15 protein-coding genes and 4 pseudogenes are annotated in these 14,906 nt (G+C 68.5%); 12 read left to right on the top strand and 7 right to left on the bottom strand.

What is annotated here, in order from left to right; genetic code table 11:
- Window positions 1-89: 89 nt before the first annotated feature.
- Both ACK1X7_RS10315 and ACK1X7_RS10310 read left to right on the top strand, forming a co-directional pair.
- Window positions 90-314 (top strand): annotated as a pseudogene (locus ACK1X7_RS10315) (IS701 family transposase); the annotation flags it as partial.
- A 192-nt stretch (window positions 315-506) separates the two neighbouring features.
- Window positions 507-1,040 carry a DUF5994 family protein gene (locus ACK1X7_RS10310; RefSeq protein ID WP_385143600.1) on the top strand — a complete coding sequence of 178 codons (534 nt, stop codon included), beginning with the start codon at window positions 507-509 and terminating at the stop codon, window positions 1,038-1,040.
- 36 nt (window positions 1,041-1,076) lie between these two features.
- Here the strand turns inward: ACK1X7_RS10310 and ACK1X7_RS10305 are convergent, their stop codons facing one another.
- A complete protein-coding gene (locus tag ACK1X7_RS10305; protein ID WP_385143598.1) occupies window positions 1,077-1,664 on the bottom strand; it encodes a flavodoxin family protein in 588 nt (195 codons plus the stop codon).
- Window positions 1,665-1,905: 241 nt separating this feature from the next.
- Between ACK1X7_RS10305 and ACK1X7_RS10300 the strand changes: the two genes are divergently transcribed.
- The 3 genes from ACK1X7_RS10300 (at window position 1,906) to ACK1X7_RS10290 (ending at window position 4,453) form a co-directional block, all read left to right on the top strand.
- Window positions 1,906-2,634, top strand: coding sequence for a TetR/AcrR family transcriptional regulator (locus tag ACK1X7_RS10300; protein ID WP_390795297.1), 729 nt, complete (start codon window positions 1,906-1,908; stop codon window positions 2,632-2,634).
- A 512-nt stretch (window positions 2,635-3,146) separates the two neighbouring features.
- On the top strand, window positions 3,147-3,566 hold the full coding sequence (locus tag ACK1X7_RS10295) for a thiol-disulfide oxidoreductase DCC family protein (RefSeq protein ID WP_385143592.1): 420 nt from the start codon (window positions 3,147-3,149) through the stop codon (window positions 3,564-3,566).
- A gap of 8 nt (window positions 3,567-3,574) precedes the next feature.
- Window positions 3,575-4,453, top strand: a complete 879-nt coding sequence (locus tag ACK1X7_RS10290) for a serine hydrolase domain-containing protein (protein WP_385114266.1) — start codon at window positions 3,575-3,577, stop codon at window positions 4,451-4,453.
- Here the strand turns inward: ACK1X7_RS10290 and ACK1X7_RS10285 are convergent.
- Window positions 4,386-5,093, bottom strand: a complete 708-nt coding sequence (locus ACK1X7_RS10285; RefSeq protein WP_413114990.1) for an integrase — start codon at window positions 5,091-5,093, stop codon at window positions 4,386-4,388. The genes ACK1X7_RS10290 and ACK1X7_RS10285 overlap by 68 nt on opposite strands.
- Before the next feature lie 364 nt (window positions 5,094-5,457).
- Between ACK1X7_RS10285 and ACK1X7_RS10280 the strand changes: the two genes are divergently transcribed.
- Window positions 5,458-5,610, top strand: coding sequence for a hypothetical protein (locus tag ACK1X7_RS10280; RefSeq protein WP_413114989.1), 153 nt, complete (start codon window positions 5,458-5,460; stop codon window positions 5,608-5,610).
- A gap of 177 nt (window positions 5,611-5,787) precedes the next feature.
- Here the strand turns inward: ACK1X7_RS10280 and ACK1X7_RS10275 are convergent, their stop codons facing one another.
- Complete coding sequence (locus tag ACK1X7_RS10275; protein ID WP_385143588.1) at window positions 5,788-6,717, bottom strand: LysR family transcriptional regulator; 930 nt, start codon at window positions 6,715-6,717, stop codon at window positions 5,788-5,790.
- A 114-nt stretch (window positions 6,718-6,831) separates the two neighbouring features.
- Between ACK1X7_RS10275 and ACK1X7_RS10270 the strand changes: the two genes are divergently transcribed.
- A complete protein-coding gene (locus ACK1X7_RS10270; protein WP_398161576.1) occupies window positions 6,832-7,359 on the top strand; it encodes a DapH/DapD/GlmU-related protein in 528 nt (175 codons plus the stop codon).
- Window positions 7,360-7,411: 52 nt separating this feature from the next.
- Window positions 7,412-8,362, top strand: a pseudogene (locus ACK1X7_RS10265) (IS5 family transposase).
- Here ACK1X7_RS10265 and ACK1X7_RS10260 read toward each other — a convergent pair.
- The 3 genes and pseudogenes from ACK1X7_RS10260 to ACK1X7_RS10250 all read right to left on the bottom strand — a co-directional run.
- The gene (locus ACK1X7_RS10260) at window positions 8,359-8,988 is read right to left on the bottom strand and encodes a DJ-1/PfpI family protein (RefSeq protein ID WP_385143586.1); all 630 of its coding nucleotides are present in this window, start codon (window positions 8,986-8,988) and stop codon (window positions 8,359-8,361) included. The pseudogene ACK1X7_RS10265 and the gene ACK1X7_RS10260 sit on opposite strands and share 4 nt — an antisense overlap.
- A gap of 259 nt (window positions 8,989-9,247) precedes the next feature.
- Window positions 9,248-9,548: pseudogene (locus ACK1X7_RS10255) on the bottom strand (Tn3 family transposase); the annotation flags it as partial.
- A 471-nt stretch (window positions 9,549-10,019) separates the two neighbouring features.
- A pseudogene (locus ACK1X7_RS10250) lies at window positions 10,020-10,436 on the bottom strand (integrase core domain-containing protein); the annotation flags it as partial.
- Between the two features lie 120 nt (window positions 10,437-10,556).
- On the opposite strand from ACK1X7_RS10250, the gene ACK1X7_RS10245 reads away from it, so the two are divergent.
- Together ACK1X7_RS10245 and ACK1X7_RS10240 are read left to right on the top strand one after the other, a co-directional pair.
- The gene (locus tag ACK1X7_RS10245) at window positions 10,557-11,405 is read left to right on the top strand and encodes an oxidoreductase (protein WP_385151002.1); all 849 of its coding nucleotides are present in this window, start codon (window positions 10,557-10,559) and stop codon (window positions 11,403-11,405) included.
- A complete protein-coding gene (locus tag ACK1X7_RS10240; RefSeq protein ID WP_390795294.1) occupies window positions 11,405-12,019 on the top strand; it encodes a TetR/AcrR family transcriptional regulator in 615 nt (204 codons plus the stop codon). Before ACK1X7_RS10245 ends, ACK1X7_RS10240 begins: the two co-directional genes overlap by 1 nt.
- 59 nt (window positions 12,020-12,078) lie before the next feature.
- Here the strand turns inward: ACK1X7_RS10240 and ACK1X7_RS10235 are convergent, their stop codons facing one another.
- Window positions 12,079-12,789, bottom strand: coding sequence for a GntR family transcriptional regulator (locus ACK1X7_RS10235; RefSeq protein WP_385151008.1), 711 nt, complete (start codon window positions 12,787-12,789; stop codon window positions 12,079-12,081).
- 118 nt (window positions 12,790-12,907) lie between these two features.
- Between ACK1X7_RS10235 and ACK1X7_RS10230 the strand changes: the two genes are divergently transcribed.
- Both ACK1X7_RS10230 and ACK1X7_RS10225 read left to right on the top strand, forming a co-directional pair.
- The gene (locus ACK1X7_RS10230; RefSeq protein ID WP_385151011.1) at window positions 12,908-13,744 is read left to right on the top strand and encodes a fumarylacetoacetate hydrolase family protein; all 837 of its coding nucleotides are present in this window, start codon (window positions 12,908-12,910) and stop codon (window positions 13,742-13,744) included.
- 15 nt (window positions 13,745-13,759) lie between these two features.
- Window positions 13,760-14,704, top strand: coding sequence for a VOC family protein (locus ACK1X7_RS10225; protein WP_385151014.1), 945 nt, complete (start codon window positions 13,760-13,762; stop codon window positions 14,702-14,704).
- Window positions 14,705-14,906 lie beyond the last annotated feature (202 nt).

The following is a 14,906-nucleotide window of genomic DNA, read 5'->3' as shown; positions in this document are numbered from 1 at the left end:
CCGGTGTGTGTCCGCGCCACCGCCGGCAGGCTGCCCGCGGTGACGTGCTCGGAGCTGGAGGGGGCGGACGTCTTCCACGTCATGGCCACCTGCCCCGGCAGAAGTGGAAGCGCCACTCCTGCGGCGAGGGGCCCACGGCCGGCGGATCTACGACTGGGCCCGCGTCGAGGTGCGGCCCTGGCACCGGGCCGACCGCCGCCACTGGGTCATCGCCCGCCGCAGCGCTGACCGGCCCGAGGAGATCTCCTACTACATCGCCTACCGCCCGGCCGAGACCACTCTGGACGACCTGATCCGCGTCGCCGGCGGAAGAGAGTCGCGTCCAGGCGCGGTCCGTTCGGCCGCTTCGGGGAGTAGCGTGAACTCATCGGGAGTATTTCGCACACCGGCCCCGATGCCGGTGTCGTTCCCGGTGAGCGATGACACCGGCCAACTGCCCACGTGCAGGGGTACGGAGACGGGTTCGCGCGATGTCCGTGACCACCGATCACCCCCCACTCCGGGCCGTGCCCTTCAGGGCCCCGACCGCACGCCTCGCGCTGAAACCCCTGAGTCCTTCACCAGGGCACGACGAGTTGGACGGCGCCTGGTGGCCTCGTTCACGTGACCTGACACACGAACTCGCCGCTCTGGCGGACGTACTGGATCCGCTGTGGGGACGGATCACCCGTATCGCCGTCAACCCGCGCTACTGGTCGACCATCCCGCGCAAGCTCCTTGTCAACGGCCATGTGGTGAAGGTCGGTTGGTCCACGCCGGAGCGGGATCCGCACAAGATCCTGCTGCTGTCCTATACGGCGGGCCGCTGGGACCTCCTGGTGATACCCCCGGAGACCAGTGCCCCCTCGGCGGCCCGGCTGATGGCCGCCGCGAGCGCGAGCACCGGCCCGCCGCTGACCGCGACCGAACAGGCCGGCGACGCCGGCCTCCTCGTCGGTGGGTCCGTAGGCCATCGTCAGGCCCATCGCGCCGTAGCCGATCGCCGAGACCTCAAGGCCCTGGTTTCCGAGTGTCCGGTGCTGCATGGCTCACTCCTCTGAAAGAAACGAGAGGGTAATTTTTGGCGGACCGTTGTGTCAGTGCGTTGCGGCGGTCAGTCCGGCGCGGTGGATGCGGGTGTGCTCGGCGACGCGTCGGCCGAGGTGGCGGGCGGTGTTCAGGTCTGCGTCGTGGACGGCGGGGGTGTCGTTGAAGCTTTGTGCGCCGGCGCCGAGGTAGAAGCCGAGGCGGTTGTCGTCCTGGGGGCTGGATGTGGTGGTGTTCCAGCCTGGCAGGAGGTTCAGGCTCACCCAGAGCATTCCGTGCTGGGCCGCCAGGAGCGCCAGGTACTGCAGGGTGTGCAGCTTGTCGCCGCTCATGGAGCCGGAGTTGGTGAATCCCGCCGCGAGCTTGTCGCTCCAGGCGCGGGTCATCCACCGCTTGCTGGTGGCCTCGGCGAAGGCGTGGAACGCCCCTGACGCGGTGCCCATGTAGGTGGGGGTGCCGAAGATGATGGCGTCCGCGGCGTCCATCAGTTCCCAGTCGGCGTCGCTGAGGGAGGCGACGTCCACGCGGTGGACGTGCGTCCCGGCGACGGAGCGTGCGCCGTCCGTGACGGCCGTGGCGATCTGCGCGGTGTGGCCGTAGCCGGAGTGCGAGGCGATGACGATCGAGATGTCGGACATGGGTGTTCCTCTCCTGCCGTGATGGCGGCGTGTTCGGTGGTGGTGCCGGCGGACGTTGAGCTGCCCGCTGCGGCGGTCGGCCGCACTGCTCCACGAGTGGGGACCGACGGCCCCGGCCGGGGTGCGGCGCATGCCCAGGTCTCGCGGGCCGGCGCCGACAACCATCACCATGGATCGTCGCTCCGCTTTGAACGGTAGCACCGATAAGGCGTCGATACGCAAAATGGGATATCGTTGTTCCATGAATGAGGGGCGACGCACCGCGCGGCGCCAGGTGCTGCAGGTGGCCGCCAAGCTTTTGGAGGAGGGCGGCAGCGAGGCGGTCTCCACGCGCGCTGTCGCCGCAGCCGCGGGCATCACGGCCCCCGCGCTGTACCGGATGTTCGACGACAAGGACGGACTCCTGGCCGAGCTGGCCGCCTACGGATTCGAGATGTACCTGGCCGAGAAACGCGAGGCACTGGCGCTGACCCCCGATGACCCGGTGGCAGACCTCTACCGCGGCTGGGACCTGCACGTCGACTTCGGAGTGCAGCACCCCGCGTTCTACATGCTCATGTACGGCACTGTGCGGCCCGGGCGGCGGCCCCCGGCCGCGGACGAGGCGCACGCCCTGCTGGTGAGGCTGCTGGGCCGGGCGGCCGACGCCGGGCGCCTTCGGGTTCCGGTGGAGCAGGCGACCCGCGTCATCCACGCGGCGACAACGGGTGCCACGCTGGCGCTGATCGGCGAAGCGTCCTCGGAGCGGGACCTGACCACTTCGGCACGGCTGCGGGACACCGTCATCGCCTCGGTCACCACGGACTCGCCCGCCTCGTCCGGGTCGGATCTGGCCTCGCGCGCGCTCGCCCTCGATGCCGCACTTCACACCGCGCTCACCACCGGGCCCCCGGCTGCGGGCGCCGGGGTACCTCTGCGAGACACGGAGACGGCTCTGCTGCGCGAATGGCTGCAGCAGTTGGCAGGCTGAACCCACCGCCTGCTCCGCAGGCGTTACGATCCTCCGTCTTGCGTTCGCTCTGGATCACCCCGGAGACCGTCTACCTGGGTGCCCCGCCCGGCACGACACCCTCGGCCGTCAGTCTCGCCCCCGACGGCCTCACCGCGATCGGGGCCGCGGAACGACTCCTGGCCCTGGCAGCACGTCACCACGGTGACGGTCGAGGACGTCCCCGCGAGAACGACCACGGGCCGGCCGTTCGCGAGGGTCTTAGAAGTCGTCCTCGGACCGCAGAGCCCCATCGAGATGACCGTCCGGGTGGAGACCGCGGACGGATCGCGGTTCGGCATCCCCGTGCACTCGGCCGCCGCGTCCGCGTACTCCGTCCGCGAAGTGGAGTTGTCGCAGCGCCTCTTGGGGTACTTTGTCCAGGGAAAGGCGTCCCCGGCTATGCTCACGGACTGGCTGATGAATTCCCCCAGATCGCGTGCCCCGCGCCTGGTCGAACGAGAGTCCTTGTTGCAGCACTGGACGGAGAACCCGTGACCCACCACGGCGTCAAGCCACCGGCCTCGACACCACAGTCACCAGCCGTCCTCGCCTACGACGGGGACTGCGGCTTCTGTCAGACGTCCGTCGACCGTATCCGGGCCCTCACCGCACCGACACTGGAAGCGGTGCCGTGGCAGTTCCTGCCCGCCGAGTCGACGGCGCTGCACCTCGAACGCCTGGACCGTGAGGTCCTGCTACTGCGCGGCGGTACGGTCCTCGCGGGCGGGTCGGACGCGCTGGCCCGCTACGTGGGCACCTCGCCGTCGCGTACGTACCGCATGCTCGCGGCCGTGATCCGTCTCCCCGGCATCCGCGCCTGCGCCCGCGTGGTCTACCGCTGGGTGTCCCGCAACCGCCATCGTCTACCCGGCGGCACGCCCGCATGCGCGGTGCCGCCGCGCGGCACGTGAGGCCCGGCGTGCGCCTGATACCGACCTGCGTGTTCAGCGACGCCGCTCCGCCGGCCCTCAGCGACGGTCACGCCGTCGACCGCTTCGTCCAGATCGCCTCGCTCACCAAGGTCGTCACCGGCACAGCGCTGACCCGCATGGCCGCGTCCGAGGTGCTGGCGCTCGACGACCCCGTCGAACGATGGCTTCCCGCGGCCCCCACGACCGGGATCACACTCCTGCACCTGGCCCGGCACACCTCCGGCCTCCCCCGCCTGCCACCAGGTCGCCTCTCCCGCCGGGACCCGTACGCTGCGTTCGACCGCCCCGCGCTGGACTGCCTGCTGCCCCGGCTCGACACCCTCGCCACGCGACCCCCCGGCCGGCAAGAGGAGTACTCCAACCTTGGCTACGCCGTGCTCGGCGCGGCCCTGACCGCAGCCTCCGGGACGACGTACGAGGAGCTGGTAACCGAGTACGTCCTGCGGCCGCTCGACATCACGGAAGTAACCGCGAACCCCGAACCCGGCCGAAGTCTGCCGATCCCCGGGCTCCTCGGCCGGCCCCGCAAGCCCTGGACGATGGACGGCGCGATCCTGCCGGCTGGCGGCTTGTGGGCCACTCCCCGTGCGGCAGCCGACCTGGTGGTACGGATCCTGGTGGAGCGCCGACTGGGGGATCCCGCTCCGAGCTGGCAGACGTCCGGCCCCTTGCGCTGGCACAACGGAGCGACACGCCACGCATCACTCTTCGCCGGAGCGATGGACGACGGCCCCTGGGTGCTGATCCACCGCCTCAACGCGGCGCCGGAGGACACGGACCGGGCGGGCATCGAGACCCTCAAGGCAAGCCGAACCGCTCCCTGGCCCACCCCACTCGTCGATGGTGAAGAGGCCGGCCAGGCATGAAGGGTGTGGGAGCCGGAAACGATGTCACCCTATGCGGCCTGCTTGTATTCGTGGATGAGGCCTCGGTGAAGTATGTACCGCGGTCCAGGATGAGGAACCTGGTCGACTGGGCATGGTCTCCCAAGTCCATCAGGTAGTTCCGTGCTTGCTGGGTAACCCATGGGCCGGTGGGGTGTCGCGTGATGCCGGCGATGTGTACACGACGGGTGTCGTGCTCGATGAAGAACAGAACGAACCAGCGCCGCAAGAAGACCGTGTCGATATGGAACAGGTCCGTGTCCACGATCGCAGTGGCCTGAGCTTTGAGGAAGACAGACCAGGAGCGGTCCGTACGCTGCGGTGACGGGTCGATCTCGGCCTCCTTGAGGATCGACCGGACAGTCGAGGCGGCGGTATCGCGTCGCGGGCCGACGAGCTCGCCGTGGATGCGGCGGTATCCCCATCTCGGGTTCTCCCGCGCCGGCCGCACGACCAGTTGCCGCAGCGTCTCTGGTTTCGGTGGCCGACCCGGTCGGCGGGACGGGTAGGTCCATTTCCAGGCGATGAGCCGTGAGTGCCGGCGCAGGACCGATCGCGGAGTGACCAGCAAGGCCATCTGGGTACGCCGCTGCTTGCTGACGAGTCGGAGCAGTGCCGTCATGACGGCCCTGTCGCTCCAGGAGAAGCGGGGTGGTGGCTGCGACCGCCGCGCGATCGCGAGTTGATGGCGGAGCATCAGGATCTCTGCGTGTGGAGCTGAAGGTCACCATCACCGACATCGTCTCCGACCCCGATCTGGCCCGCGCGGTCCAGCTACGCCTCGACGAAGCCCATATCTGCCGAGAACACGGCGCCTACACATCCGCGGTCATCATGCTCGGAAAGTCTCCTCGAAGGCGTGCTCGTCCACGTAGCCGACGTCAGGCCAGCAATCACGCCGCTTCGAAGACCAGCCCGCGATACGCGGCCGCAAGGAACTCATCCAACACGCCTACCCCAACCGGTGGATCGACCAGGACGCGAAAATGGCCTCCGACCTGCTGCGTACCTACCGCAACCTGGTGCACCCCCTCGCCGAGAAGCGAGCCGAACACAGCGCAGACTTCGACACAGCCGACCTGTGCTGGTTTACCGTCAGTGCCGTCCTCAACGACCTGGCGGCGAGTAGCTCCCACTAGTGTCCTGAGTCAGAGGTTCCTAGTTAGATCGACCGCACGCAGTCGGCCTCTGATTCCTCGTGGCCCAGGGGGCTACCTGCGGGAGGCCGACCCGGGGGAAGTCAGGGGCGCCGTAGGAACTACCCAAAAATCTCTGACTCGGGTCACTAGGGCGTGTCTGCCAATTCGGTCGTCTGGTCAGCGGTCTACCCAGTCCGGCGCCCACACGTCGTGCGGGGTTCGCGGACCTGCGGTGTGCAGATGGTCGCGTAGCGCGGTCAGCACGGGGTGCTGGTCTCCGCTGCGGAACAGCAGCACGTGCGGGTAGACCGGGGTCGGGTCGTGCAACGGGATGCGCCGTAGGTCGTGGGTCTGGGGCCACAGGTACCGGTCCCCGCTGCCGACGAGGGTGGCCAGCGAGGCCGAGTCGGCCAGCGCGTCCATCAGGGCCTCGTCACCGAAGTTGGGGCCGAGCGCGTCGATGCTCAGGCCGAAGGCGTCGGACAGCGCCTGGTAGAACGCCGCCCACTCCGTGCCCGGCCTGATCCCGGGGATCCAGATGCGGTGGCCAGCCAGGTCCGCGGGACTGACCCAGGGCGCGTCAGCCAGCGGGTGGCCGGGTCCGACCAGAAACTCCAGGGGTGCGTCCAGGAGTCGTTCGGCGCTGATCCCGGCCGGGACCTGGTCTGCCGGCAGGGCACGGAAAGACGCGTCGACGGTCCCTTCGAGCACCGCCTGGGCGGCCTGGGCGGCGTTCTCCTTGCTCAGCGTGACCGCGTCCAGGTCCGTCTCGGGGTGGGAGCGGTAGAACCGGTAGACGGCCTGGGCCGGGGAGATACGCCGATTGAGGACATCGACGCGCAAGGGGCGGCTGCCGGGGCGCACGGCCTGCTCGGCCTGCTCGAGGGCCGCCAGGACCTTCTTGGCGTGCGGCAGGAAGACCTGCCCGTCCAGGCTCGGCCGGGAGCCTCGAGAGGTCCGCACCAGGAGCGTGACCTCGATGTGCCTCTCCAGGGCCGCGATCCGCTTGGAGACCGCCTGCTGGCTGATCCCCAGCTTGTCGGCAGCAGCCTGGAACTGGCCGGTCTCGGCGACGGCCACGAACGTCCGCAGCGCTTCAACATCCACACTTCCACCCTACTTCCACAACTATTGGTTGTGTCTGGCGTGGTGCAGGGTTGTTTGATCGAGTGTTCTGCGCGGTGGTGGGATAAGCGCATGTCTACCCGCACAGAGCAGGTCATGTATGTCCAGACGCCTGAGTTCGCGCGCCATGCGGAGCGGATCGTGGAGGTGACCGATGCGACGTCTCGACTGAACGTGCTTCCGTTCAGCGACGGCGAAGGTCGCGCGGAACTACTTTCTGTTGTGTTCGGTGGCCCGCTGCCGGAATCGGTGATGATCTACCCGCCGTTCTTCACCGAGTACGGGCTCAACACGACGTTCGGGGAGAACGTCTTCGTCAACCAGGGATGCACCTTCATGGACAAGGGAGGCATCCGTATCGGCAACGGCGTCATGATCGCCCCGAAGGTCAGCCTCATCACCGGAGGCCATCCACTGCCCCTGGCCGAGCGCCGCAAGTACCTCTCCTTCGCCCCGATCGTCATCGAGGACGACGTCTGGATCGGGACGGCTGCCGTGATCACGCAGGGGGTGACCATCGGTGCCGGTGCGGTGGTCGCTGCCGGTGCGGTGGTCACTCGTGATGTTCCTGCCGGCGCCGTGGTCGCGGGAGTGCCCGCCCGGGTGATCAAGACGATCGACTGAGCCCGGCCGGGCTGCCGGCCCGGGTGCGCAGCACCTCCGCGGTCTGATCCTGATGCCTCGTCACGCCCGGCTGACCGACCGGCAGTGGGACCGCATCCGACCTCTGCTGCCCTCCAGTACCGGTCGTCGTGGCAGGCCGTGGGCTGATCACCGCCGCATTGTGGAGGTGATCGTCTACCGGTACCGCACCGGTATTCCTTGGCGAGACCTCCCAGCCACGTTCGGATCCTGGAAGACCGTGTGGACCCGCCACCGCCGCTGGGCCGCCGACGGGACCTGGGACCGCGTGCTCGGCGTCCTGCTCGCCCGCGCGGACGACGATGAGCTGATCGACTGGCGCGGGTGGCGGGTGGCGGGTGGCGGGTGGCGGGTGGCGGTGGACTCCACCATCACCCGGGCCCACCAGCACGCCACCAACACCCGCCGCCCCGAGAAGTGCCGGGCCGCAGCCCGAGAGCAGGGCCTCGCCGCCCACCGAGAGCCCGCCGGGCACGCGATCGGCCGTTCCGCGGCCATCTGACCACGAGGATCCACCACGCCGTGGACGGTCAGGGCCGACCGCTGGCCGTCGTCGTGACGTCCGGGCAGGCGCACGACGGCCAGTCCCTACCGTTGCTGGTGGGCGACCTGCGAGTCCCCAGGACCGGAGCAGGCCGCCCGCGCACGACCCCGACCATGCTGCTCGGGGACGAGGGTCTACTCCTCTCGCGCGATCCGAGCGGCGCTCAAGGCCCGCGGGATCACCGCGGTCATCCCTGAACGGCGTGACCGGCAGGAGCACCGTCGCCGCCGCGGTTCAGCAGACGGGCGTCCGTCGACGTTCGATCCGGCGTGGTTGCGGGCCCGCGACGTGGTGGTGGCCTACAAGAACCGCAACGTGGTCGAGCGGTCCTTCGTCCTGCTCAAGCAGTGGCGGGGCCCGGCCACGAGGTTCGACAAGCTCGCGATCGTCTGCCGCTCGGCCGCGGTCCTCGCCGCGGTGCTGGTCTGGGCTCGCATTTAACGGACACGCCTTAGCTCGAAGACCCGCTTCTTCACCGCGTCAGATGCCTTGGCCAGCGAGCCGGAGTCGAAGGGGGGCTGTGGGTCGTACTCGATCCACAGCTCAATCGCCTGGGCGGTCACTTCGTCGGTCAGCAAGGCCGCCAGAGTGAGGGCCATGTCGATGCCGGAGGATACGCCGGCCGAGGTGATGACCCTGCCCTGCCGGACCGTACGTTGCGGGGTGTAGACAGCGCCGTACGACGCCAGCGCTTCCGCCCCGCTCCAGTGGGTGGTGGCGGTCAGGCCCTTCAGCAGGCCTGCGGCGCCCAGCACCAGGGACCCGGTGCAGACCGAGGTGGTGAACCGGGTGCCGCCGTGCATGCGGCGCACCCAAGCGAGGAAATCGGCATCGGCCACCATAGCCTCGACGCTGCCCCCGCCCGGGATCAGCAGGACGTCACAGTGCTCCACCTCGGAGTACGTGGCCGGGACGTACGTCGGCAGGGACCCCAGCGCATCCTTCACCGGGCCCTTCTCGGCCCCGACGAACCGTACGGAGGCGCCGGGCATGTAGGCGAGGACTTCGTAGGGTCCGACCACGTCGAGCGGCTCGTAGTCGTCGTAGAGCGGGATCACGATGTCCATGGCGGCGTCCTCTTTCCCGGATGACCTCACAGCGCGAATGTCGGATTGCGGCACGGACGCTGCCGCTGCACTGGCGGCGAGCGGCAGCGCAGCCGCAGCGGCCATGCTGGTCCCGAGGACAGTGCGCCTGGACACGGCGGCTGTTCGAGCGCGCTTGGGTTTGCTTGTCATGGCTAGATAGTCGGCCGCGGCCCCACGTCAGTTCCCGTACGCACCTGGCTGAGCCCTCGGATCGCGGAATGGACGATTAGGGGGTGTTCAGCGGGGTGGGGCGGCCGTCCCGGGAGAGCATGCGGATGACGTTGTAGGCGCGGACGGCGCCGGTGTGGATGGAGCCGATGATCCGCAGGATGTCCTCCCAGTGGCGTTCGATCCTCGCGAGGTCGACCCGGCCTCGGGCCGCGTCCTGGAAGGCGCCGTAGTCGGCGCCGCGGTCGATGTGCCACATCTTCTGGTCGGGCGGGTCCGCGAGCTGCGGCGCGTACGTGAACCCGGCCAGAGTGAAAGCCGAAGACGATGTCGCTGTAAGAGGCGGTGTCGGTGACGATCATCTCGGGGCGCCCTGGGCGGCCTGGCAGGGACGCTGCTGGGCAGCCTGGCCGTCCTCGGCTACGCCGGCTACCAGGGCTGGCCGCCGGTCATTCCCCTGAACGCGGTGGGCGGCGGATTCGCAGGTGCGGTCCTGGTGGGCATGGCCGCCGGCGTCTACCCGTCGATCCGCGCCTCCCGGCTGACCCCCACCGAGGCACTGGCCACCACCTGAGCGAAGCCGACCCACGCCGACGTGCAGGCCCGCCGGGGTACGTCCCGCACCTGCGGGCCCGGTGGGAACTGCGCGACCAGCCCCACCGGGCCCGCACCCGACAACCGACCTATTCGCCCTGAGCCCATCTCGTCGTTGTTCAAGACCACATAACGAAGCGGCAGAACCTGCCGGACCCCTTGTGGCTCAAGGTAGCCAAAACCACGTTCAAAGAGCTCAACCCGCTTGTGGCCGTGCTACGCCACGTGGGACCTGGGACCCTGCACCCAGCGGTCAGGAACTCGCGCCAGGTGGGACCTGAGCGACGTGGCGCCGGATCGACGCCCGCGGCATGGAGGATCTCCCAGACCGTCGAGGCGGCGATCCGATGCCCGAGTCGGGTCAACTCACCATGGATCCACCGGTGTCCCCACCTCGGGTTCTCCCCGGCCGGCCGTAGGACGAGCTTCTTGATCTCTGTCCGGGTGGGTGGGCGTCCGGTGCGTCGGCGCGCGGTGTAGTCCCACTTCGCGGCGATGAACCTGCGGTGCCAGGCCAGCAAAGTGCCGGGGGCGACAGGGAACACCTCGCGCCAGTGGCGTCGGGGTATCAGCGCGGACAGGGCGGCAAACCAGAACCGGTCGGCGAGCTCGTAGCGGACTGGCCGTACCACTCCCACCTGCGACGAAGACTTTTCGAGCGACACAGGTTGGCGGAGCCGTAAGGCGTCACCAGAATCTGCATGACGATGACAAAAATCGACGTCGTGTAGAATTTGAGGTGAGGGGGGCAACCAGGCTCCTTCCGAGTCCCAGATGGAGGAACAATGCAGGAACAGAAGTGGCTCATCACCGGCGTCAGCACGGGCCTCGGACGTGCCTTCGCCCAAGCGGCCCTGGCCGCCGGGCACACCGTCGTCGGTACGGTCCGCTCGGAGAAGGACCTGCGGGCCTTCGAAGAGCTCGAACCCGGGCACGCTCACGGCCGCATCCTGGACGTGACGGACGGCGACGCCGTCTCGAATGTGATCACAGAGGTGGAGCAGAGCGTCGGAGCCTTGGATGTCGTCATCGCCAACGCCGGCTACGGCCTGGAGGGCACCTTCGAGGAGACGCCGCTGGCCGAGGTGCGGCGGCAATTCGAGGTCAACGTACTCGGGGCAGTGGCCACCCTGCGGGCAGCACTGCCCCACATGCGCCGGCGTCGCCGCGGACACCTGATGGCCGTCACCTCCATGGGCGGGCTCATGGCCGTGCCCGGCATGTCCGCCTACTGCGGCAGCAAGTTCGCGCTGGAAGGCATCCTCGAGGCGCTGGGCAAGGAGGTCGCGCAGTTCGGGATCCACGTGACGGCGATCGAGCCCGGCTCCTTCCGCACCGACTGGGCCGGGCGGTCCATGACACGCACCGCGCAGTTCATCGACGACTACGACGAGCTGTTCACCCCCATCCGCGAAGCGCGGCAGAAGGCAAGCGGGAACCAACTGGGCAACCCGGCCAAGGCCGGGGAAGCCGTCGTGCACATCACGACGGTGGACCAGCCGCCGGCCCACCTCGTCCTGGGCTCGGACGCGCTACGGCTGGTCACCGCCGCGCGCACGGCCGTGGACGAGGACATCCGCACATGGGAGACACTCTCCCGTACGACCGACTTCGCCGAGGGTGCTCAACTCTGATGCCCGGCCACCACCCCGGGCGAAGCCGACGCGCCGCCGAACGCAAGGGCGATGTCCGGGAGCGGGCCATTCTGGACACCTGCGAAGCTCTGCTGACGCGGAAGGGCTACGACGCCATGACCGTCGGCGACATCGCCCAGGGCGCCGGCATCACACGCGGCGCCCTGTACTTCTACTTCGGCTCCAAGCAAGAAGTGGTCACGGCGCTCGTGGCCCGGACGGTTGAGCACCTGTGGGAGCGGTCCTGGGTCACCGCGCAGGCCGATGAGCCGCGCCAGGCCATCGCGGCAGCCATGCGGCGCACGGTCGAACTGTGGAACGAGCACGGCCTGGTCATGCGCACGGCGATCGACCTGTCCCTGACCGTGCCGGAGATCGGCGAGCTGTGGAGCCGTACAGCCGACTTGTTCATCACAGCCATCACCGCCGTCCTGGAACGAGCCGGCATCCAGGTCGGCATCGAACCGGAACAAGCGTCGGCGATGGCACGCGCCCTGTGCTGGATGATCGAGCGGACCTTCTACCACGCCTCGCAGGAGTCCCGCGAGAATTTGCAGAAGGCATCCTCGACCTGCGAACACATCTGGCTGGTCAGCGCCGGCCTGACCGTCTGATACATCTGGCATGGACGGTGGGGCATAAGAACCGGATGTCGCGATTTCGGCCAAAGCTTTCAACAACCAAATGGGGGGCCGGGGTCCTGCTTGCCTTTTTCCTCGTGCCGCCCGTACTCGTTGAGCAGTAGTTGCGTGGTGATGTTGATGTGCTGGCTGAGTGCCTCGACGACGCCTGGTACATCCCGGGCGATGGCGCGATCGCAGATCATCTTGTGTTCTGCGGCGACATCGCGGTGGCTGTGCTCGGCCGGTGTGCGGGCCCAGCAGCGGTAGACCTCAGCGGCATCGCGTAGCTGTGTGGCGATGTCCCGCAGTTGCCGGTTGGAGCATCCCTCCAGCAGGACGCGGTGGAAGCGGGCGTGGGCGTCCAGCCAGCGTTCGCTGAGGGCTCCGTCGTCGCTGAAGTACGGAGTGCGGGCGAGATGGTGGTGTGCCGCGAGCAGATCGGACTCCCACTCGATGGTGCCGGCGGCGACGGACTCCCGGACCACGTGGGTTTCGATGAATACGCGGGCCTCGGTCAGCTCCTGCAAGCGCTCGGGGGAGACGGTGACGACCCGGAACCCTCGCTGCGGCGCGAAGGTCGCCAGTCCTTGGCCGACCAGCCGGGGCAGTGCCTCCCGTAGTACCCCGCTGCTGGCGCCGTAGCTGTCCTTCAGGGCTTCCACGCGCAGACGTGAACCGGGTTCGTGCCGTCCGTTGAGGATGTCCGCGCGCAGCCGCTTGTAGATCTCCTCGGCGCGTGTCATGGAGCGGGTCGTGGTCATGTCGAAGATACTAACCCCCATAGGTATTTTATAAAAATCTCGAGATTTCATTGACGTATCGACGGGGAGGGCGTTGACTCCAGGCATTCAGTAGCAAGAGCACCGGAGGCAGCGCACCATGAGGACGACGACCCGATCCGGACGGATGTGTCTGGTGACCGGAGAGGCGGTGATCGATGTCGAGCAAGCCAGTGCTGGTCGGTTTTCGGCTGATCCACTGGCAGTGTTCGAGGAGTGGGACGCGTTCCGGTCGTGGGCTGCAAAGCTGGAGCCTGTAGGCGCCCACGGATCGACTGGGCCGGACGGCAGCGTGTCGCCGACGCCGCGGCAGGTGTTCGCGATCGGGTTGAACTACCGCGGCCACGCCGAAGAGGCCAGCCTGGCGGCGCCTGAGTCCCCGTCGGTCTTCACCAAGTTCGCCACGTCCCTCACCGGCCCGGACACGCAGCTTCGGCTGCCCAGCGGCCGCGTCGACTGGGAAGCCGAGCTTGTGGTGGTGATGGGGCGCCGGGCGGAGCACGTGGCCGCCGGGGACGCCTGGTCCTACGTGGCCGGGCTGACCGCGGGGCAGGACTACTCCGAGCGCGAGGTGCAGTCCGTCGGCCCCGTGCCGCAGTTCTCCCTCGGCAAGTCCTTCCCCGGATTCGCGCCGACCGGGCCGGTACTGGTTACGGCCGACGAGTTCGCGGATCCGGACGACCTGGCGATCGAATGCCTCGTCAACGGGGAGAGCGTCCAGAAGTCACGAACCTCTTCGATGATCTTCCCGGTCCCGGAACTGATCGCACGGCTGTCCGCGGTCTGCCCGCTGCTGCCGGGCGACCTGATCTTCACCGGCACTCCCGCAGGAGTCGGACACGCCCGCACCCCTCAGCGCTACCTGCGGCCAGGAGACGAGGTCATCACCCGCATCGAGGGCATAGGGCAGCTCCGGCAGACCTGCGTCGCCGACTGAGAGAAGGGCACCACCATGGCCTTGCACAGACTGCAGTCACTCACCGTCGGCGTGCCGAACGTGGCCGAGGCTGCCGACTACTACGTCGACTTCGGACTGGAACAGGTGGCACCCGGACGGTTCGTCACCGTCGAAGGCGGTGAACAGTTCTTCCTCGAACATTCCCCCGTCCGGCGCCTGCTGGCGATGACGGTCGCCGCCGACGACGGCGACGACCTGGACCGGATCGCCGCTAACCTGGAACGGCTCGAGCTGTCCTGCGAACGCGACGCCAACGCCCTGCGTACCACGGAACCCATCGCCGGTATCTCGGTGGAAGTGCGCATCGCACCCCGGCTGACCCGGATCACCGTTCCGGCCACCCCGTACAACGGTCCCGGACGCCTGGACCGTGCCGGCACCCGAGCACCCGTACTCTCCCGCACCGACCCGGTCCGGCCCCTGGCCCTGGGCCACGTCGTCATCGGTTCGGTGGAACAGGAGTCGACACAGCGGTTCTTCACCGAAGGACTCGGATTCAAGGTCAGCGATGTTGTGCCCGGCTCGGCCGCGTTCCTGCGCTGCTCCACCGACCACCACAACGTCCTGGTGCAGCAGGCGCCGCTCAACTTCCTGCACCACACCTCCTGGCAGGTGACGGATGTCGACGAGGTGGGCCGGGGCGCCACGCGCATGCTCACCGAGCACCCGGAACGCCATGTGTGGGGGCTCGGCCGCCATCACATCGGCTCAAACTTCTTCTGGTACCTCAAGGATCCGGCCGGCAACTTCAGCGAGTACTACGCCGACATGGACTGTATCGTCGACGACCAGCTTTGGACGCCACGATCCTTCGAAGGAATGCAGGCGCTCTACACCTGGGGGCCTCCGCCGCCGCCGTCGTTCCTCGCTCCCGAAGACCTGGCCGCGCTGATGGCCGGGGCCCATAAGGCCAGTAACCGAGAGCGCCCGACACCGTAATCGCGGCGAGGCGCGTTGCCCCGCCCGCATCACACGGATGAGGCACCGAGCCGCATTCCTGCGCCGACCCGCCGTCGACGAGCCGCACAGAGACACCTCCGCCCCTTTCCCGCAGCGCAGCGGTCAGCAGTCGCGACGGGTGAGACTGCTGAAATCGGAGCCGGACCATTGAGCACACCAGCCTTCGTCCGTCGGCGCGGCC

Source organism: Streptomyces sp. CY-1 (assembly GCF_047218265.1).
Taxonomy (GTDB): domain Bacteria; phylum Actinomycetota; class Actinomycetes; order Streptomycetales; family Streptomycetaceae; genus Streptomyces; species Streptomyces niphimycinicus.
Note: the sequence above shows the minus strand (reverse complement) of the source record. Positions and strands in the feature narration are given on the sequence as shown.